The following is a 17,676-nucleotide window of genomic DNA, read 5'->3' on the forward strand; positions in this document are numbered from 1 at the left end:
GGCGCGTCGCGCGGCCCGGCGAGCCGCTGGCCGGGGAGAATGCGCGGAATGGAACACGCCTGGGTGCACGGGGACGACGGCTGGACGGCGACGGCGCCGGACGGGCTGCTGGGGCTGCTCGCGGCCCCCGAGCCGCCCGCCGCGTGGGTGCACGTCGACTCCCTCGACGCGCTCGCCGACGCCGCCCGCCAGGCCGGCGTCCCGGAGTCCGTGGTCCGGCGGTCGGTGGCCGGCGGCGGGGTGCGCGAGCCGCGGCACCCGCAGCTCCGCCGGCTGCCCGGCGGCGGCCGCTACCTGGTCAGCCCCACGCTCACGTACGACGCCGCCACCCGCGACGTGCGCACCGGCCTGTGGGCCGCGCTCGTCGTCGACGAGGTCACCCTCACCGCCGAGGAGGGCCCCGGCGCGCTGCTCGACGACGTCCTGGAGCACCTCGGCGACGCCGAGCACCTCCCCCAGGACCGCGGCAGCCACGTGTTCGCCGCGGTGCTCATGTCGCTGGTGCGCCGCGCCGGGGACGTCGAGGCCGGCATCGGGGAGGCGGTCGCCGACGTCGAGCAGGTCGTGTTCACCCCGGACGCGGGCGACCCGGCCGAGGTCGTCTACGACCTCAAGCGCGAGATCGCCGAGGCCCGGCGCGCGCTCGTCCCGCTGCTCGCCGCGTTCCCCGAGCTCGTCGCGGAGCAGGAGGACAGCCGCCGCGAGACCCGCACGATGCGGTGGATGCGCCGCCTCGACGCCGTGCTGACCAAGGTGGACCGGCACCTCGACGCCCACGACGACCTGCTCGGGGACATGCTCAACGTGCACCTGTCCCGGGTGTCCGTGCGGCAGAACGAGGACATGCGGAAGATCTCCGCGTGGGCGGCGATCATCGCGGTGCCGACGCTCATCGCCGGCGTGTACGGGATGAACTTCGACCACATGCCGGAGCTGCACTGGCTCGTGGGGTACCCCGCGGCGCTGCTCCTGATGGGCGGCGCGGCGTTCTGGCTGTTCCGGCTCTTCAAGCGCTCCGGGTGGCTGTAGCGCCTACGCTGGCCCCGTGCGCCGACCCGTCCTCTGGCTCCTGCTGCTCGCGGTCGTCCTGATCGCGCTGTCGCAGACGGATGCCGGCGGCGGTCTCGCTGTGGTGCTCTGGATCGGCGCGCTGCTCGCCCTGCTGACCGCGCTGGCGATCGAGGTCCGCGACCTGCGGGCGGCCCGCGGCCGGGCGCGGCGCGACCGCGGCTGACCGGCCCGTCGCGGTCAGGCCCCCGCGAGCGGGTGCAGCACCCCGGTGACGAGCAGCAGCGCGACGACGACCGCGAGCCCGATCCGGTAGACGACGAACGGCCGGTAGGAGTACGTCGACACGATCTTGAGGAACCCGATGATCACGACGTACCCGACGACGAACGCCACGAGCGTCGCGATGAGCGTCACGCCGAGGCCGGGCGTCCCGGCGCTGCCGAAGTCCCCGACCGACGACGCGAGCTGGTACAGCCCGGAGCCGAGCACGGCGGGGATGGCGAGCAGGAACGAGTACCGCGCGGCGGCCTCGCGGGTGTAGCCCATGAGCAGGCCCGCCGTGATCGTGCCGCCCGACCGGGACACGCCCGGGATGAGCGCCATGGCCTGCGCGAGGCCGAAGTACACCGCGTGCCGCGGCGTGAGGTCGCCGAGCGGCTTGGACTTCCGGCCCCGGCGGTCGGCCCAGTCCAGGACGAGCGCGAAGCCCGCCAGGGTCAGCACGATGAGCCAGAGGTTCCGGAACGGCTGCTCGATGGCGTCCTGGAACAGCAGGCCGAGCACCACGATGGGCACCGAGCCGAGCGCGATGAACCAGGCCATCCGCGCGTCCGGGTCGGGCGCTGCGCCGGGGGGCGCGCCGAGGCGGGACCGCCAGTCGGGTCCGAGGTCGCCGCGCACCGCCCGCCACCAGTGCGTGCAGATCCGGGCGATGTCGCGCCGGAAGTACAGCAGCACCGCGGTCTCGGTCCCGATCTGGGTGATCGCCGTGAACGCCGCGCCGGGGTCCCCGGAGCCGATCAGCTCGCCCACGATCCGCAGGTGCGCGGAGGACGAGACGGGCAGGAACTCGGTCAGACCCTGCACGAGGCCGAGGACGATCGCCTCCCAGACGCTCATCCGACGGTCCCGATCTCTCGACGCGCAGCCACGAGGCGCCACGATAGCCGCTGACCTGCTCGTGCCCCGTTACCCTCGCTGGCATGGAACAGCGCCAGCTCGGACGGACCGGCCTGCGGGTCTCCCACCTCGGCCTCGGGACGCTGACCTGGAGCCGCGACACCGAGGCCCACGACGCCGCCGAGCAGCTGCGCGACTTCGCCGACGCGGGCGGCACGCTCGTCGACACCTCGGCGTCCTACGCGGACGGCGGCGCGGAGGAGCTGCTGGGGTCGCTGCTCGGCACCGTGGTCCCCCGCGACGAGCTCGTGCTGTGCACCAAGGCCGGCGTGCGGCGCACGCCGGAGGGCGGCGTGGTGGACGCCTCGCGAGGCGCGCTGCTCGACACGCTGGACGCCTCGCTGCGCCGGCTGGGCACGGACCACGTCGACCTGTGGCTGGTGCAGACCCCCGACCCGCGGACGCCGCTCGCCGAGACGGTCAGCGCGCTGCGCCGGGCCGTGGACTCGGGGCGCGCCCGCTACGTCGGGCTGTCGAACCACGCCGGCTGGCAGGTCGCCCGCGCGGCGACGCTCCTCGGCGAGGACCCGGGGCTCGCCGCGGTCGAGGCGGAGTACTCGCTGCTCCAGCGCGGCATCGAGCGCGAGGTGCTGCCCGCGGCGGCCGACCTCGGCATCGGCGTGCTCGCCTGGTCCCCGCTGGGCCGCGGCGTGCTGACCGGCAAGTACCGCCGGACGGTCCCGGCCGACTCGCGCGCCGCGTCGCCGCACCTGGCCGGGTTCGTCGAGCCCTACCTCGGTTCGGTGGCCGCCGCCGTCGTGGAGGCCGTGGTCACCGCCGCCGACGGGCTCGGGCGCGCGCCGCTGGAGGTCGCCCTCGCCTGGCTGCGGGTGCGCGCCCAGGTCGCGTCGGCGGTCGTCGGCGCGCGGACGCCGGCGCAGCTGCGGGCCACGCTCGCGGCCGAGGACGTCGAGCTCCCGCCGGAGATCCTGCGGGCGCTCGACGAGGTCAGCGCGCCGGCGCTGGGCTACCCCGAACGGCGCTGAGCGGCCCCGCACCGGCGGCGTCAGCGGGCGAGGTCGTCCTCGTCCGCCTCGGGCAGGTCGTCGAGGTCGTAGTCGTCCGCCTCGGCGTCCTCGTCCTCCTCGTCCTCCTCGTCGTCCTCCGCGAGGTAGAACGGCGTGGCCTCCCCGTGCACGGTGCCCAGCGCGTCGTCGTACACCTCGAACGCGTCCGCGAGCACGTCGTACGCGTCGTCGACGGCCGGGTCGTCCTCGCCGCGCCGGGTGGACACGGCGGTGTAGTGCGCCTCGAGCGCAGCGATGAGGCGGTCCAGTGCCGCGCGCGGGTCGATAGCCATGCGATGACCGTAGCGCCGCACCAGGCACAATGGCACCACGACGTCACCGGAAGGCGGTGGGCATGGCCACCACGGCTGCGGGCGGGGACCCGCTGGACACGCCGGGGAACCGCGCGAGCGCGGCCCGGCAGTACGAGTACCGCGTCGTGACGATCCCGCGGACGACGAGCCGCACCGACGCACGGCGCCTGCTCACGGACGAGGCCGAGCACGGCCGCTGGGAGCTCGCGCGGACGCTGCTCTACTCGGGCGGCGAGCGGAAGGTGTGGCTCCGGCGCCGGATCATCCGGGTCCGGTCCACGCTCGGGGCGTTCGGGGACTGAGCCGGCGCGCGCGGCTCAGGCCTCGCGCAGCAGACCGTCCAGCACCCGCACGCCGAACCGCAGGGAGTCCGCCGGCACGCGCTCGTCCACGCCGTGGAACAGCGCGGTGAAGTCGAGGTCGGCGGGCAGCCGCAGCGGGGCGAACCCGTAGCCGGCGATGCCGAGGCGTGCGAGCGACTTGTTGTCCGTGCCCGCGGACAGCATGTACGGCAGCACGACCGCCCCCGGGTCCTGCGCGCGCAGGACGTCGGTCATCGTGTCGACCAGCGCCCCGGTCGCGGGGACCTCCAGGCCGATGTCCAGGTGCTCGGGCTCGACGCGCACGTGCGGGCCGGCGAGCTCCCGGACCGTCGCGAGGACGTCCTCGTGGTCGCCCGGCAGCGGGCGGACGTCGACGGTCGCGGTGGCCCGGCCGGGGATGACGTTCGTCTTGTAGCCGGCGTGCAGCTGCGTCGGGTTCGCGAGCGTGCGGATCGAGGAGCCGACGAACCGGCGGGCCGGGCCGAGCGCGCCGATCAGCCGGTCGATGGCCAGCGGGTCGTCCACGTCGAGCGGCAGGCCGGTGAGGTCGGCGACGCCCTCGAGCAGCGCGAGGACGGTCGGGGTGAGCCGCGTGTCCCACTGGTAGGCGCCGATCCGGGCGATGGCCCCGGCCAGCTCGGTGACGGCGTTGTCCGGGTTGACGGCCGAGCCGTGCCCCGCGGTGCCGTCCGCGACCAGGCGCAGCCAGGCGATGCCCTTCTCGGCGGTCTGCAGCAGGTAGGCGCGGCGGCCCTGCACGTCCACGGAGAAGCCGCCGACCTCGGAGACCGCCTCGGTCGCACCCTCGAACAGCTCGGGCCGGTGGTCGACGGCGTAGCGGGCGCCGTACCGGCCGCCGGCCTCCTCGTCCGCGAACATCGCGACGACGACGTCCCGGGCGGGCCGGCGCCCCTCGCGGACCATCTGGCGGACGACCGCCAGGATCATCGCGTCCATGCCCTTCATGTCCACGGCCCCGCGGCCCCAGACCATGCCGTCGAACTCCTCGCCGGCGAACGGGTCGACCTTCCAGTCCTTCGCCTCGGCGGGGACGACGTCGGTGTGGCCGTGCAGCACCAGCGCGGGGCGGCTGCGGTCGCTGCCCTCCAGGCGCACGACCACGTTCGCGCGACCCGGGGCGGACTCGAACAGCTCGGGCTCCAGGCCGACCTCGTGCAGCAGCGTCATGACGTGCTCGGCGGCGGACCGCTCCCCCGGGCCCGAGCCGTCGCCGTAGTTCGAGGTGTCGAACCGGATGAGGTCCTGGGCGATCCGCACGACCTCCGCCTCGGCCGCCGTCGTGTCGTGCGGCGGGACGTCGGTGCTGGCGGGAGGCGCGGGGGTCATGCGGTCCACGGTACCGGCCGCGACCCCCGCGCCCCCGGGATCAGGACGCGTCGAGGCCGCGGCGCGCCAGGAGCGGGGCGATCTCCGGGTCGCGGCCGCGCAGGTCGCGGAACGCGGCCATCGGGTCGACCGAGCCGCCGCGGGACAGCAGCCGCGCCCGGAACGTGTCGCCGTTCTCCCGCCGCAGCCCGCCGTTCTCCGCGAACCACGTCACCGTGTCGGCGTCCAGCACCTCGGACCAGATGTACGAGTAGTACCCGGCCGAGTAGCCGCCGCCGAACACGTGGTTGAAGTACGTCGTCCGGTACCGCGGCGGCACCGGCGCGAACGCGATGCCCGCGGCCTCCAGCGCGGCGGCCTCGAACGGCTCGACGGCGTCGACGTCCGCCGGCACCTCCTCGGGCGCGAGCCGGTACCAGGCCTGGTCCAGCAGCGCCGCGGCGAGGTACTCGGTCGTGGCGAAGCCCTCGCCGTCCTGCCGGGCCGCGATCAGCGTGTCGACCCACTCCTGCGGCATCGGCTCGCCGGTCACGTGGTGCACGGCGTACGCGCGCAGGATCGACGGCTCCCACGCCCACATCTCGTTGACCTGCGACGGGTACTCCACGAAGTCCCGCGGCACCTCGGTCCCGGACTGCGACGGGTACCTCACCGCCGAGAACAGCCCGTGCAGCGCGTGGCCGAACTCGTGGAACAGCGTGATGACCTCGTCCCACGTCAGCAGCGTCGGGGAGCCCGCGGGCGGCTTCGGGATGTTGAGGTTGTTCACCACGACCGGCGCCTCGTCGAGCAGCGTCGACTGGTCGACCAGGTTGTTCATCCACGCGCCGCCGCGCTTGGAGTCGCGGGTCCAGTAGTCGCCGAGGAACAGCCCGAGGCCGGAGCCGTCGGCGTCGGCGACCTCGAACACCCGCACGTCGGGGTGGTAGCCGGTGAGGTCGGGGCGCTCGGTGAAGGTCAGGCCGTACAGCTCGTGCGCGGCCCGGAACACCCCCTCGTGCAGCACCCGGTCGAGCTCGAGGTACGGGCGCAGCAGCGCGTCGTCCAGGGAGCGGCGCTCCTTGCGGACCTGCTCGGCGTAGTACGCCCAGTCCCAGGCCTCCAGCGTGGCGCCGGGCACGTCGCGGCGCAGCGCCTCCTCCAGGTCGGCGGCCTCGGCGCGGGCGTTCGCGACGGCCGCGGGGGCGAGCCGGCCGAGCATGTCGGCGACGGCCTCCGGGGTCTTCGCGGTGGCGTCCTCGGCGATGTACGCGGCGTGGTGCGGGTAGCCGAGCAGCCGGGCGCGCTCCGCCCGCAGCCGGGCGAGCGCCAGCAGGGTGGCCCGGGTGTCGTGCTCGCCGCCCCGGCCGCCGCGCGCGACGGACGCGCGGTGCACGCGCTCGCGCACGGCGCGGTCGGTGAGCTGGGCCAGGGCGGGCTGCTGGGTCGGCAGGACGAGGTCGACCAGCCAGGCGCCCGCGTGCCCGCGCCGCGCGGCGGCCTCGGCGGCGGCCGCGCGCGCGTCCTCCGGCAGCCCGGCGAGCTCGGCCTCGTCGGTCAGCAGCACCGCGGAGTCGTTGGTCTCCGCGAGCAGCAGGCGCCCGAACACGGTCTCCAGGCGGGTGATCTCGGCGTTCAGCTCGCGCAGCCGGGTCTGCGCGGCGTCGTCCAGGCGGACGCCGGCGCGCACGAACGCGGTGTGCTGGCGGTGCAGCAGCCACGCGGTGTCCGGGGCGAGGTCGAGGTCGCCGGCCGCGTGCGCGGCGTGCAGCGCCTCGACGCGGGCGAACAGCCGGCGGTCGAGGTAGATCGCGTCGTGGTGGGCCGCCAGCAGCGGGGCGACCTCCTCCTCGAGCTCCTCCAGCGCGGGGGTGGAGTCGGACGAGGACTGGTTGAAGAACACGGTCCCCGCGCGGTGCAGCAGCCGGCCCGAGCGCTCGAGGGCGTCGAGGGTGTTCGCCACCGTGGGCGCGTCCGCCGAGGCGGCGATCGCCTCGACCTCGGCGCGCTGCTCGGCCATGCCGGCGAGCAGGGCCGGCCGGAAGTGCTCCGGGCGGATCCGGGTGAAGTCGGGCAGGCCGTAGGGCAGCGGGGACGGTGCGGCGAACGGGTTGTCCGCGTCGAGCGTGGCAGTCATCCCGCCATCTTGGCCCGGTCGCCGCCCGGGGACGGGTTCCGGGGCTGCGCGCCGGGCGTGTCGGACCGCAGCAGCGTGCCCAGCCATTCGTCCCGCCGGACGCCGCGCTGGACGCCGCCGCCGCGCACCTCGCCCTCGACCCGGAACCCCGCGCGCTCCGCCACGGCGCGCGACGGCAGGTTGCCGACGTACGCGCGCCACGACAGCCGGTCCAGGCCGAGCCGGCCGAACGCCGCGTCCACGACCAGCGCGACGGCGCGGGACATCAGCCCCTGCCCGCGGCGGTCGGGCGCGAGCCAGTAGCCGATCTCCGCGGAGCCGGCGCCCTCCATCGCGAGCCCGACCATGCCCACGAGCTCGCCGTCGACCCGGACCGCCCAGTTGAGGCTGCTGCCCGCGGCCCACCCGTCGGCGACCATCCCGGAGACGAAGCCCTCGCCGTCCGCCCGCGCGTACGGGCTCGGCACGGTGGTCCACTCCTGGATCGCCGGGTCCTGGCAGAGCGCGGTGATCCTGTCGACGTCGGTGGGGCCGGGGACGCGCAGCAGCACCACCCCGTCGGTCAGCTCGAAGGGTTCCATCGCCCCACTGTGCCAGCGGGCCGACGCCCGCGTCGCGCGCATTTCCGCAGGTCGCGGCGGCCTCACCCGACCAGCGCAGCGGCGCCCGACCGCACCGGCAGGCCGTGGGCGGCGCCGACGCCCGCGTGGTAGAGGTCGCCCGCGTGGGTGGACAGGCCGCCGGCCAGCGCCGGGTCGTGCGCCAGCGCGTCGCGCCAGCCGCGGTCCGCCAGCGCGGTCAGGTACGGCAGCGTGGCGTTGGTCAGCGCCCGCGTCGACGTCACCGGCACGGCGCCGGGCATGTTCGCCACGCAGTAGAAGGTCGACCCGTGCACGGAGAACGTCGGGGCGTCGTGCGTGGTCGGGCGGGTCGAGGCGAAGCAGCCGCCCTGGTCCACCGCCACGTCGACCAGCACGGACCCCGGGCGCATCGCCGCGACCATCTCGTCGGTGACGAGCTTCGGCGCGCGGGCGCCCGGGACGAGCACCGCGCCGACGACGAGGTCCGCGTCCGCGACCTCCTCCGCGACGGCCAGGGCCGACGACGCGAGGGTGCGCACCCGGCCGCCGAAGGCGGTGTCGAGCTCCCGCAGCCGCGGCACGGACAGGTCCAGGACGGTGACGTCGGCACGCATGCCCAGGGCGATCTCGGCGGCGTGCTGCCCGGCGACGCCGCCGCCGATCACCACGACCTTGCCCGGCGCCACGCCCGGCACGCCGCCGAGCAGCCGGCCCGACCCGCCCGCGCTCCGCATCAGGTGGTAGGCGCCCACCTGCGTCGCGAGCCGGCCGGCGACCTCGCTCATCGGCGCGAGCAGCGGCAGCGACCCGTCCGGGAGCTGCACCGTCTCGTAGGCGACCGCCGTCACGCCGGACGCGAGCAGCGCCTCGGTCTGCGGCCGGTCCGCCGCGAGGTGCAGGTACGTGAACAGCAGCAGGTCCGGGCGCAGGAAGCCGTACTCGGACGGCACCGGCTCCTTGACCTTGCAGACGAGCTCCGCCGAGGCCCACACCTCGGCGGCGGTCGGCACGATGCGGGCGCCGACGGCGGCGTAGTCGGCGTCGGCGATGGCCGAGCCCGTCCCGGCGCCGGCCTGGACCAGCACCTCGTGCCCGCGGGCGACGAGCTGGTGCACCCCGGCGGGGGTGATGGCGACGCGGTACTCGTGGTTCTTGACCTCGGCGGGGATCCCGACCCTCATGACGACGCCTCCGGGCTCGTGCGGTGCCGCGGGACCGGTCGGTCCTGCGCGGGGACCAGACTGAACTTCTCGGTGTGACAGGCGGGTAACGATGCGTGTCGCTTCGTTACGCTGAGCCTATGACCGAACATCCTGCGGCGCCCGGTGCGACGTCCGTCACACCGGCGAACGATCTTCGGCTGGACCGCGTGGACCGCCGGCTGATCCGGCTGCTGCAGCAGGACGGGCGGATGGCGAACAACGCGCTCGCCGCCGCCGCGGGCATCGCGCCGTCCACCTGCCTCGCGCGGGTGCGGGCGCTGCGGGCGGCCGGGGTGATCCGCGGGTTCCACGCCGACGTCGACCCGCAGGCGCTCGGGCGCGGGCTGCGAGCCATGGTCGCGGTCCGGATGGCCGCCGGGTCGCGGGCGGCCCTGGAGCCGTTCGCCCGGTCGGTCGCGGCGCTGCCCGAGGTGCTCGACGTGTACTTCCTCGCGGGGGCCGACGACTTCCTGCTGCACGTGGCCGTGCGGGACACCGACGAGCTCCGGCGCTTCGTCGTCGAGCGCCTCAGCGACCGGCCGGACGTGGCGACGACCGAGACGTCCCTGGTGTTCGAGCACCTGCGCGGGTCCGTCGGGGACTGAGCCCGGCTCAGCGCGCGGCACCGTCCCGCACGGCCGCCCAGTCCCGCGCCCGCCGCAGCGTCGCGTCCACGGCCGGCGGGCGGGCCCCGTGGTGCCACAGCCACAGCGCCGCCTCGACCGACCGCGCCAGCGCCCACCCCGCGGCGGCGGCGGCGTCCACCCCGGCCCGCCCGGCCACCAGCCGTGTCCGGTCCCCCAGCGCCCGCACCGGGTCCGGCGCCCGCCAGGGGGCGCCCACCTGCTCGAGCAGCGACCACGGGTCGTAGGCCGGGTCGCCGCGCAGCGCCTTGGGGTCGATCGCCACCCAGCCGTCGGGCCCGCGCAGCAGGTTCCCGGGGTTGAGGTCGCCGTGCAGGACGACCGCCCGGCCCGCCGCGGGCGCCTCCAGGACCCCGAGCGCGGCGCGCAGCAGGCCGGGGTCGAGCCGGAGCCCGGCGCAGGCGGCCCGGTCCGCACGCTCCCGCACGAGCACGGCCCAGCGCCCGACGACGTCCGCGAGGGCGGGCAGTCCCGCCGGCGCGGGGGCGGCGTGCAGCGCGCGCAGGACGTCGGCGCCCGCCGCCAGCCGTGCCGCGACCGGGGTCCGCGCGGCGCGCATCGGCGTCCCGGGGCGCACCCGGTCGAGCAGCAGCGCCCAGTCCTCCGCGTGCGCGTCCACCAGCCGCGCCGCGCCGCGCCCGTGCCACGCGCGCAGCACCGCGGCCTCGTCGCGCGCCTCGTCGTGCGGGAACGACACCTTGAGCACGAGGTCGGCGCCGCCCGGACCCCGGACGGGCGCGCACCAGGACGCCGACCCGGAGGCGAACGGCTCCCCCGCCACCAGGTCCCAGCGGCGCAGCGCCCGGGCGACGAGGTCCGGCACCCGGCCGAGCCACGCCGCACCCTCGGGGGTCCGCCCGGCCCCGGACCGCAGCGCCGCGGGCAGCGCCACCGCGCCCGCGCGGCGCGCCGCACGCGCGGGTGACGCGCCGCGGCTCCCGGCCGGTCCAGACTCGGAGGTCACGGCCGACAGGCTAGGCGAGGGGGCGGTCGCATGGAGACGTTCCGCAAGCAGCGCGCGGGGGCGCCGCCGGGGTTCTTCGCGTGCGAGGCGGCGGGGCTGCGCTGGCTGGCCGTGCGCGGGGGCGCGCCGGTCGCCGCCGTGCTGGACGTGGGAGCGGACCACCTCGACGTCGAGCGGCTGGCCGAGGTGCCGCCGACGCGGCGCGCCGCCCGGGAGCTCGGGGCGCGGCTGGCCGTGACGCACGACGCCGGGGCGCCCGCCTTCGGCGCGCCACCCGCCGGCTGGGAGGGCGACGGGTTCTTCGGCCCGCTCGACCAGCCGGTGCCCATGCCCGCCGGCGACCACGACCGCTGGGGCGCGTTCCTCGCGGACTGCCGCATCGACCCGCTGGCCCGGGCGGCGGAGCGCCGGCACGCGCTCGGCCCGGACGACCTGGCGCTGCTGGGCCGGCTCGCGGACGTGCTGCGCCGCGGCGACCTGGACGACGACGAGCCACCCGCCCGGCTGCACGGCGACCTCTGGTCCGGCAACGTGCTCTGGTCGCCCGCGGGGGCCACGCTGATCGACCCCGCCGCGCACGGCGGGCACCGGGAGACCGACCTGGCGATGCTCGCGCTGTTCGGCTGCCCGCACCTGCCCGACCTGCTCGACGCCTACCAGGAGGTGCACCCCCTGCGCCGCGGCTGGCAGCACCGGGTGGCGCTGCACCAGGTGTACCCGGTGGGCATGCACGCCGTGCTGTTCGGCGGCGGGTACGCCGCGCAGCTGCGCCGGCTGGTCGCGCCGTACGTGTGAGGCCCCGGGCACCACGACGGCCCCCGGGGGGAACGTTCCCCCGGGGGCCGTCGGCGCCAGGTGGCAGCATCCGTACGCCACCGTCCGTCGCGCCCGCTTGTCCTTCTCCCGCGCGACCTGATCCGTCCCGGCCTCGTTGAGGACCGTCGGTGACGAGCCACCCGTCCCGCGTCCGTCCACCCCTCACCAGGGGCGCGTGCTCCGCGTCCGGGCCGGTCCTCTCCGCGACGGGATGCTGCCACCGCCGCGCGGACCGGGAGACCTCAGTCTCGCCCGGTACAGCGCGTCGGGTCCAGCGGTTATTCCCGGGTCAGGAGATCGGGTCGGTCGTCATCCGCACGGTGAGGGTGACGGTGTCGCCCGCCTCGAGGGTGCCCGACGTCGGGTCCTGCGTGACGACGACCCACGCGGTCGGGTCGTCGATCGCGCGGCCCTGGCCCAGGGCGTCCGCGACCTCGACCTCGAGGCCACGGGCCTCCAGGGTCTCCTGCGCGGTGGCGAGCAGCAGGTTGGTCTGGTCGATGACCTGGACCTCGCCGGTGACCTCGGTGCTCGCGGCGGACTCGCTCGCGGCGTCGGTGGTCTCGGCGTCGTCGGAGCTGCCCGAGCAGGCGGCGAGCAGGGCGACCGTCGCGACGGCGGCGGCGGCCACGCCCAGCGTGCGCGTGGACGATCGACCGGCACGGGCGATGGACATGTTCATCGGGGGGCCCTCCTGGGCTGTGCTGTGTGCTTCCTCGGCCGCGTCCCCGGGGGCGCCGGGTCCGCGGAGGGGCGGCGACGCGTGCCCGGCGCTGCGACGGAGCGGCAGGCCGGCACGACGGTCGAGCTCCCGCCGGGTCGTCCGGCGGGGCGACGCACCCTCGGCGCTCACCCTACGCCTGTCGGACGACAGGTTTCGTCCTCATTTCGGACGTCTGTGTCTCACGGGCGGCCGGCGGCGCCGCTGCTCAGGCCGCCGTGAAGCGCGCGCCGTAGTGGTCGAAGGTCGCCGGCAGCGGGTCGCGCGCGAGGTACCGGGCGCGGGCGTACCCGAGGTCGAGCTCCGCGAGCCGGGCCAGCAGGCGGCCGGCGACGAGCAGCACCACGTTGCGCCCCGGGCAGGACACCGGCCCGCCGCTGAACGGGACCAGGCCCCAGTCCGCGTCCGCGCGGCCGTCCAGCCACGCCTCCGGCGCGAAGGAGTCGGCGAAGCCGATCCGCGCGGCGTCCCGGTGGAAGAACGCGCTGACGACGGCGAACCCGGTGCCGGCGGGGAGCTCGCGCCCGCCCCACGTCGTCGGCGCGGTCGCGTCGCGCAGGACCACCAGCGTCGTCGGCCAGAGCCGGACCGACTCCAGGACGCTGCCGCGCGCGTACGGCTGCATCGCCGCCCCGGACGCCGCCTCGGCCCGCAGCCGGTCGCGCACCCCCGGCCGGGACGCCGCGACCGCCAGCGCCCGGACCACCGCGGCCCCGGCGGCGTCGAACGCGAACAGCCACTGCGGCACCTGCCCGGCGGGGTCGACGCCCGTCGCCGTGCCGGCCGCCGCGGCGTGCGCGACCAGGGAACCGGGCTCGGCGCGGGCGACGTGGTCGTGCAGCCGGGCGGCGAGCTCCTCGCGCAGGTGCGGGCGGCGCGGGCGCAGGAAGGCCCAGTTGGCGTCGTGCCGCAGGGTCCACAGGAGGTCGGTGACCCGCTCGTCGTCGCGCGCGCCGGCGCCGAGCACCACGGACCGCACCACCCGCCAGAACGCCGGGGCGAACGCGTCCCAGTCGAGGACGCCGGTCCGCCGCACCTGCGCGGCGAGGGCGCCGGTCTCCCGGTCGACCGCGGCGAGCAGCGGCTCCGCGTCACGGTGCACCGGCTCCGCGGTGTCGAGCGCCCGCTCGTTCAGCGCCCGGCGCGGCGGCCGGTCCCCGGTCCGGGAGATCAGGACGGCGTCCGGCTCGAAGTGCCGCAGCGCCGCCCGCTTCTCCCGCGACGCCGGGCTGAACGGCTCCGGCGAGCCCGCGAGCAGGGCACCGACGTCGTCCGCGTGCAGCGGCAGCACCAGGCGCCGGGGCCCGATCCGGAGCACCACAGGAGCGCCGTCGTGCCGGCGGCGCAGGTCGGCGAGCAGCGCGCCCGCCGCCCGGTCCGTCTGACGGCGCTCCGCCCAGGCCGTCGCCCGCGGCCGGCGGACGATCGCCCCCTGCGCGACGAGCGGGGCGAGCACCCGCCCCGCGACGGCGGCGGTGCGGGCCGGGTCGAGGTCGACCGGGGTGCGGGGGCTGACGGCGGGCACGCGGCTCCTCAGGGGCTCTCGACGACCAGGTCGGGCTCGTCGGACTCGGACAGGGACAGGACGGCACCGACGACGCCCGGCACGGCCGTGACCTGGCGCTCCACGGCGGCCAGGACGTGCGCCGCGTCGTGCTCCGCGAGGTCGCCGGTGAGGTCGACGGCGCCGGTGACCAGGAGCTGCCGGGCGCCGACGACCTCCAGCCGCAGCTGGGTGACGCGCGCGATCTCCGGCATCGCGAGCAGGGCCCGGACCGCGGCGCGCTGCAGGTCGGGGTCGGCCGTCTCCCCCACCAGGAACCGGCGGTTGCGGTCGATGAGCAGCACCGCGACCACCGCGAGCAGCACGCCGACCAGGATCGAGCCGATCGCGTCGGGCACGGGCGACCCGGTGACCTGGTGCGCGGCGATCCCTGCGGTGGCGATGACGATCCCCACGAGCGCGGCGGCGTCCTCGAAGAACACCGCGCGCACGGTGGGGTCCGAGGTGGCGAGCACGTGCTCCCACAGGTCCTGGTCCCGGCGGGCCGCGCCCGAGCGCGCCTGCCGCCACGCCTGGAGGAACGACGTGCCCTCCAGCAGGAACGACACCCCGAGCACGACGTAGGCGACGACGAAGGACGAGGCCGGCTCGGGGTGCACGAGCTCCTGGATGCCGTGCGTGATGGACACCCCCGCCCCGACGGCGAACAGGCCGATCGCCGCGAACAGGGACCAGACGTACACCTCGCGGCCGTAGCCGAGCGGGTGCGAGCGGTCCGGCTCCCGGGCCGACCGGCGCTGGGCGACGAGCAGGAACACCTCGTTGCCGGTGTCCGCCCAGGAGTGCGCCGCCTCGGCGAGCATCGACGCCGCCCCGGTGAGCACCGCCGCCACCGTCTTCGCCACGGCGATCAGCGCGTTCGCGGCGAACGCGACGACGACCGTGAGCGTGCTCTCGGCGTGGGGGGTCCGGGTCCGGCCGTCGGGGGGCGCCGTGCTCGCGGTCTCGGTCACGGTCCCTGGCCTAGCTGTACTGACCAAGACCGTTGTTGACGTGAAGAGAGACCTCCGGGTCGAGTTGGAGCTGTCTAGGAACCGACTCTGACCAACGGAGGTCTCTCATGGCCCACGCTAACGCCCGGCTGACGCCTGCCGGCAGGTTGACCATGGTCCAGCGGATCGGCGCGGGGCGTCCGGTCGCGCACGTCGCTGCGGAGATGGGTGTGTCCAGCACGACCGCGTGGCGGTGGTGGCGCCGGTTCCAGGCCGAGGGGCCCGCCGGGCTCGTTGACCGGTCGAGCGTGGCCCGCAGCCATCCGCGTCGGACCAGCGCCTGCGTCGAGACCCGGGTGCGGATCGCCCGGATGCTGAGCCGTCGCGGGCCGGTCGCGATCGGGCGTCTAGTGGGGTTGCCGGCCTCGACCGTCGGGCGGATCCTGCACCGCCACCGGGTCCCGCGCCTGGCTGACTGCGACCCCGTGACCGGGCAGGTCATCCGGGCGACCCGCCGGTCGGCGAACCGCTACGAGCACCCGCACCCGGGGTCGTTGGTGCACATCGACGTCAAGAAGCTCGGGCGGATCCCCGACGGCGGTGGCTGGCGCGCCCACGGCCGCTCGGAGGAGGTCCGCGGCCGCGGGATCGGCTACGACTACGTCCACACCGCGATCGACGACCACTCCCGCCTGGCCTACGCCGAGATCCACCCCGACGAGAAGGGCGCGACCGCCGCGGGGTTCCTGGCGCGCGCCGCGGGGTTCTACGCAGATCACGGCGTCCGGGTCGAGCGGGTGATCAGCGACAACGCGTTCGCCTACCGCAACTCCCGCGTCTTCCACCAGACCGCGGCCGACCTGGGCATCGTGCAGAAGTTCATCCGCCCGCACTGCCCCTGGACCAACGGCAAGGTCGAGCGGCTGAACCGGACCCTGGCCACTGAGTGGGCCTACTCCCGCATCTGGTCATCCAACGCCGACCGCGCCGCAGCCTTGCCCGCCTGGCTCCAGCACTACAACCTGGAACGACCCCACCTCGGCATCGGCGGACTCACACCCATCGACCGCGTCAACAACGCAACGGGTCAGTACACCTAGCACAGGGGCGCGGGCCCCGCACGAGGGCCACCGCCCGCGACGGCGCCGCCGGGCCGCGTCTAGGCTCGTGGCGATGTCCGCTCCCGACCCCGCCGCCGCCCCGGTCCCCGAGCCCGCCCGGCCGTCACGGCTGCGCCGCTGGCTGCCGCGCGTGCTGCTCGGCCTGGCCGCGGTGCTCGTGTCGGTCTGGTTCGGCGTCACCACGGCGACGGCGGAGCTGAGCCTGGGCCCGCACGAGGCGCGGTACGACGTCACCACCGACGCGACCGTGACGCTCGACCTCGGCCCGTTCGGCACGCTGCAGATCGACTCCCCGCTGCCCGTCGGGCTGGGCGCGCGCGTGACGGTCGAGGAGATCCCCGCCGACGTCGACGCGCTGCACGGCATCGACACGCTCCAGGCGCTCACCGGGGACCTGAACTCGTACCTCCAGTTCTTCACCGGCCCGCAGGCCACCATCGAGGACGCGGCCCGGGCGCTCGTCGCCGACGCCGCCTGGCGGAGCCTCGCCGCGCTCGCCGTGCTCACCGGGGCGTGGTTCGCCGGGCGGGCGCTCCTCGGCGCCGCCCGGCGGCAGGAGCTGACCGCCCGGCTGGCGCCGCACACCCGGCAGATCGTCGCCGGCGGCGCCGCGGTCGTGCTCGTCGGGACGCTGGTGACCGCGAGCGAGGAGGACCGGGCGCGCGAGCGGGTGCAGGCGCAGCCGGCGTCGGCCGTGTTCGACGGCACCCCGCTCGAGGGGGCGCGGATCACCGGGCGGCTGGGCGGCATCGTCGACACCTACGGCGGGCTCGTGATCCGGGCGTACCAGGAGAACGAGGACTTCTACCGGCAGGCCGACGAGGCGCTGGTCGCGGCGTGGGGCGACTGGGAGGACCGGCGGGGGACGTTCGAGCCGGCGCCGGTCGCCGCGACCGGGCCGACCGCGGCGCCCACGCCGACGCCGCCGGACGGGGCCGGGACGGCGGACGAGCCGGCCGACGACCCGACCGCCACGGACTCGCCGAGCCCGACCGCGACCGAGGACGCCGAGCCGCTCACGTTCCTGCTCATCTCCGACCTGCACTGCAACGTCGGCATGGCCCCGCTCATCACCTCCATGGCCGAGATGTCGGGCGCGGTGGCCGTGCTCGACGCGGGCGACACCACGATGAACGGGACGTCGGTCGAGCAGTACTGCGTCAGCACGTTCGCCCGCGCGATCCCCGACGGCGTCGACCTCGTCACGGCGCCGGGCAACCACGACTCCGCGGAGACCACCGCGCAGTACGCGCGCGCGGGGGCGACGGTGCTCGACGGCGGCGTCATCGACGTGCACGGCCTCCGGCTGCTCGGCGACCACGACCCGAAGGCCACGCGGCTGATCGTCACGCAGACGCAGGACGAGTCCTACGCGGACGTCGGCACCCGGCTGTCGGAGGTCGCCTGCGACGACGGCGACGGGGTGGACCTGGTGATGTTCCACAACCCGCGCGTCGCCCCGACCCTGCTCGCGGACGGCTGCGTGCCCGCGCTGGTCTCCGGGCACATGCACACCCGGACCGACCCCGAGCAGATCGGCCAGGGCATCCGGTACATCTCGTCCTCGACCGCCGGCGCGCAGGAGAACGAGCCGCGGATCGGCCCGCTCAAGGGCACCGCCGAGATGACCCTCCTGCGCTGGGACCCGGACACCCGCCGGATCGTCGACTGGCAGCTGGTCGAGATCGGCACCGACGCGAGCGCGACCGTCCACGACCCCGAGCCCTGGCCGCTCGTGGTGCCGGAGCCGGACGCCGAGGCCGACGGGGACGGCGCGGGGACGCCGGACCCCGAGGTCACCGAGCCGCCCGCGGGCTGAGTGCCGCCCCGCAGC

Annotated in this window: 18 protein-coding genes; 8 read left to right on the plus strand and 10 right to left on the minus strand. The window is 76.2% G+C overall.

What is annotated here, in order from left to right; translation table 11 throughout:
* The first annotated feature begins 48 nt into the window (after positions 1-48).
* Together HNR08_RS20320 and HNR08_RS20325 are read left to right on the plus strand one after the other, a co-directional pair.
* A complete protein-coding gene (locus HNR08_RS20320; RefSeq protein WP_168431211.1) occupies positions 49-1,029 on the plus strand; it encodes a CorA family divalent cation transporter in 981 nt (326 codons plus the stop codon).
* 16 nt (positions 1,030-1,045) lie between these two features.
* Entirely contained in the window at positions 1,046-1,234 is a 189-nt protein-coding gene (locus HNR08_RS20325; RefSeq protein WP_146838083.1) for a hypothetical protein, read from the plus strand.
* A 14-nt stretch (positions 1,235-1,248) separates the two neighbouring features.
* On the opposite strand, the gene HNR08_RS20330 is transcribed toward HNR08_RS20325, so the two are convergent.
* Positions 1,249-2,130, minus strand: coding sequence for an undecaprenyl-diphosphate phosphatase (locus HNR08_RS20330; RefSeq protein ID WP_146838081.1), 882 nt, complete (start codon positions 2,128-2,130; stop codon positions 1,249-1,251).
* Positions 2,131-2,213: 83 nt separating this feature from the next.
* Here HNR08_RS20330 and HNR08_RS20335 point away from each other — a divergent pair, with 83 nt between their 5' ends.
* Positions 2,214-3,176: an aldo/keto reductase gene (locus tag HNR08_RS20335; protein ID WP_146838079.1), complete on the plus strand. Its 963-nt coding sequence runs from the start codon at positions 2,214-2,216 to the stop codon at positions 3,174-3,176.
* A 20-nt stretch (positions 3,177-3,196) separates the two neighbouring features.
* On the opposite strand, the gene HNR08_RS20340 is transcribed toward HNR08_RS20335, so the two are convergent.
* Positions 3,197-3,490 (minus strand): primosomal protein, encoded by a 294-nt coding sequence (locus tag HNR08_RS20340; RefSeq protein WP_146838077.1) that lies wholly within the window; start codon positions 3,488-3,490, stop codon positions 3,197-3,199.
* 62 nt (positions 3,491-3,552) lie between these two features.
* On the opposite strand from HNR08_RS20340, the gene HNR08_RS20345 reads away from it, so the two are divergent.
* A complete protein-coding gene (locus HNR08_RS20345; RefSeq protein WP_221286395.1) occupies positions 3,553-3,813 on the plus strand; it encodes a DUF5703 family protein in 261 nt (86 codons plus the stop codon).
* Between the two features lie 15 nt (positions 3,814-3,828).
* Here HNR08_RS20345 and HNR08_RS20350 read toward each other — a convergent pair whose 3' ends face one another.
* The 4 genes from HNR08_RS20350 to ald all read right to left on the minus strand — a co-directional run bounded on the left by HNR08_RS20350 (position 3,829) and on the right by ald (position 9,059).
* The gene (locus HNR08_RS20350) at positions 3,829-5,181 is read right to left on the minus strand and encodes a M20/M25/M40 family metallo-hydrolase (RefSeq protein ID WP_146838075.1); all 1,353 of its coding nucleotides are present in this window, start codon (positions 5,179-5,181) and stop codon (positions 3,829-3,831) included.
* Positions 5,182-5,221: 40 nt separating this feature from the next.
* The gene (locus HNR08_RS20355; protein WP_146838073.1) at positions 5,222-7,297 is read right to left on the minus strand and encodes a M3 family metallopeptidase; all 2,076 of its coding nucleotides are present in this window, start codon (positions 7,295-7,297) and stop codon (positions 5,222-5,224) included.
* Positions 7,294-7,878 carry a GNAT family N-acetyltransferase gene (locus tag HNR08_RS20360; protein WP_146838071.1) on the minus strand — a complete coding sequence of 195 codons (585 nt, stop codon included), beginning with the start codon at positions 7,876-7,878 and terminating at the stop codon, positions 7,294-7,296. The genes HNR08_RS20355 and HNR08_RS20360 overlap by 4 nt, the downstream gene beginning before the upstream one ends.
* Before the next feature lie 62 nt (positions 7,879-7,940).
* Positions 7,941-9,059 (minus strand): alanine dehydrogenase, encoded by a 1,119-nt coding sequence (ald, locus tag HNR08_RS20365; protein WP_146838069.1) that lies wholly within the window; start codon positions 9,057-9,059, stop codon positions 7,941-7,943.
* Between the two features lie 119 nt (positions 9,060-9,178).
* On the opposite strand from ald, the gene HNR08_RS20370 reads away from it, so the two are divergent.
* The gene (locus tag HNR08_RS20370; protein ID WP_146838067.1) at positions 9,179-9,685 is read left to right on the plus strand and encodes an Lrp/AsnC family transcriptional regulator; all 507 of its coding nucleotides are present in this window, start codon (positions 9,179-9,181) and stop codon (positions 9,683-9,685) included.
* 7 nt (positions 9,686-9,692) lie between these two features.
* Here the strand turns inward: HNR08_RS20370 and HNR08_RS20375 are convergent, their stop codons facing one another.
* Entirely contained in the window at positions 9,693-10,688 is a 996-nt protein-coding gene (locus tag HNR08_RS20375; RefSeq protein WP_183835245.1) for an aminoglycoside phosphotransferase family protein, read from the minus strand.
* A 30-nt stretch (positions 10,689-10,718) separates the two neighbouring features.
* Between HNR08_RS20375 and HNR08_RS20380 the strand changes: the two genes are divergently transcribed.
* Positions 10,719-11,483, plus strand: a complete 765-nt coding sequence (locus tag HNR08_RS20380; RefSeq protein WP_146838063.1) for a fructosamine kinase family protein — start codon at positions 10,719-10,721, stop codon at positions 11,481-11,483.
* A 310-nt stretch (positions 11,484-11,793) separates the two neighbouring features.
* Here HNR08_RS20380 and HNR08_RS20385 read toward each other — a convergent pair whose 3' ends face one another.
* The 3 genes from HNR08_RS20385 to HNR08_RS20395 form a co-directional block, all read right to left on the minus strand.
* A complete protein-coding gene (locus HNR08_RS20385; protein ID WP_146838061.1) occupies positions 11,794-12,186 on the minus strand; it encodes a PASTA domain-containing protein in 393 nt (130 codons plus the stop codon).
* A gap of 247 nt (positions 12,187-12,433) precedes the next feature.
* Positions 12,434-13,750: a cytochrome P450 gene (locus HNR08_RS22850; protein WP_221286396.1), complete on the minus strand. Its 1,317-nt coding sequence runs from the start codon at positions 13,748-13,750 to the stop codon at positions 12,434-12,436.
* A gap of 8 nt (positions 13,751-13,758) precedes the next feature.
* The gene (locus HNR08_RS20395; RefSeq protein ID WP_146838059.1) at positions 13,759-14,742 is read right to left on the minus strand and encodes a cation diffusion facilitator family transporter; all 984 of its coding nucleotides are present in this window, start codon (positions 14,740-14,742) and stop codon (positions 13,759-13,761) included.
* Between the two features lie 107 nt (positions 14,743-14,849).
* Here HNR08_RS20395 and HNR08_RS20400 point away from each other — a divergent pair, with 107 nt between their 5' ends.
* Positions 14,850-15,821: an IS481 family transposase gene (locus HNR08_RS20400; RefSeq protein ID WP_183835247.1), complete on the plus strand. Its 972-nt coding sequence runs from the start codon at positions 14,850-14,852 to the stop codon at positions 15,819-15,821.
* Positions 15,822-15,894: 73 nt separating this feature from the next.
* Positions 15,895-17,661, plus strand: a complete 1,767-nt coding sequence (locus HNR08_RS20405) for a metallophosphoesterase family protein (protein WP_221286398.1) — start codon at positions 15,895-15,897, stop codon at positions 17,659-17,661.
* The last annotated feature ends 15 nt before the right edge of the window (positions 17,662-17,676 follow it).

It is taken from the genome of Cellulomonas hominis (genome assembly GCF_014201095.1).
GTDB classification, from domain to species: Bacteria; Actinomycetota; Actinomycetes; order Actinomycetales; family Cellulomonadaceae; genus Cellulomonas; species Cellulomonas hominis.

What these genes read in the sequence shown, in the direction of transcription:
- HNR08_RS20320 (WP_168431211.1), top strand. Translation starts at nt 49, where the DNA reads ATGGAACACGCCTGGGTGCACGGGGACGACGGCTGGACGGCGACGGCG.
- HNR08_RS20330 (WP_146838081.1), bottom strand. Translation starts at nt 2,130, where the DNA reads ATGAGCGTCTGGGAGGCGATCGTCCTCGGCCTCGTGCAGGGTCTGACC.
- HNR08_RS20335 (WP_146838079.1), top strand. Translation starts at nt 2,214, where the DNA reads ATGGAACAGCGCCAGCTCGGACGGACCGGCCTGCGGGTCTCCCACCTC.
- HNR08_RS20340 (WP_146838077.1), bottom strand. Translation starts at nt 3,490, where the DNA reads ATGGCTATCGACCCGCGCGCGGCACTGGACCGCCTCATCGCTGCGCTC.
- HNR08_RS20345 (WP_221286395.1), top strand. Translation starts at nt 3,553, where the DNA reads ATGGCCACCACGGCTGCGGGCGGGGACCCGCTGGACACGCCGGGGAAC.
- HNR08_RS20350 (WP_146838075.1), bottom strand. Translation starts at nt 5,181, where the DNA reads ATGACCCCCGCGCCTCCCGCCAGCACCGACGTCCCGCCGCACGACACG.
- HNR08_RS20355 (WP_146838073.1), bottom strand. Translation starts at nt 7,297, where the DNA reads ATGACTGCCACGCTCGACGCGGACAACCCGTTCGCCGCACCGTCCCCG.
- HNR08_RS20360 (WP_146838071.1), bottom strand. Translation starts at nt 7,878, where the DNA reads ATGGAACCCTTCGAGCTGACCGACGGGGTGGTGCTGCTGCGCGTCCCC.
- ald (WP_146838069.1), bottom strand. Translation starts at nt 9,059, where the DNA reads ATGAGGGTCGGGATCCCCGCCGAGGTCAAGAACCACGAGTACCGCGTC.
- HNR08_RS20370 (WP_146838067.1), top strand. Translation starts at nt 9,179, where the DNA reads ATGACCGAACATCCTGCGGCGCCCGGTGCGACGTCCGTCACACCGGCG.
- HNR08_RS20380 (WP_146838063.1), top strand. Translation starts at nt 10,719, where the DNA reads ATGGAGACGTTCCGCAAGCAGCGCGCGGGGGCGCCGCCGGGGTTCTTC.
- HNR08_RS20385 (WP_146838061.1), bottom strand. Translation starts at nt 12,186, where the DNA reads ATGAACATGTCCATCGCCCGTGCCGGTCGATCGTCCACGCGCACGCTG.
- HNR08_RS20400 (WP_183835247.1), top strand. Translation starts at nt 14,850, where the DNA reads ATGGCCCACGCTAACGCCCGGCTGACGCCTGCCGGCAGGTTGACCATG.
- HNR08_RS20405 (WP_221286398.1), top strand. Translation starts at nt 15,895, where the DNA reads ATGTCCGCTCCCGACCCCGCCGCCGCCCCGGTCCCCGAGCCCGCCCGG.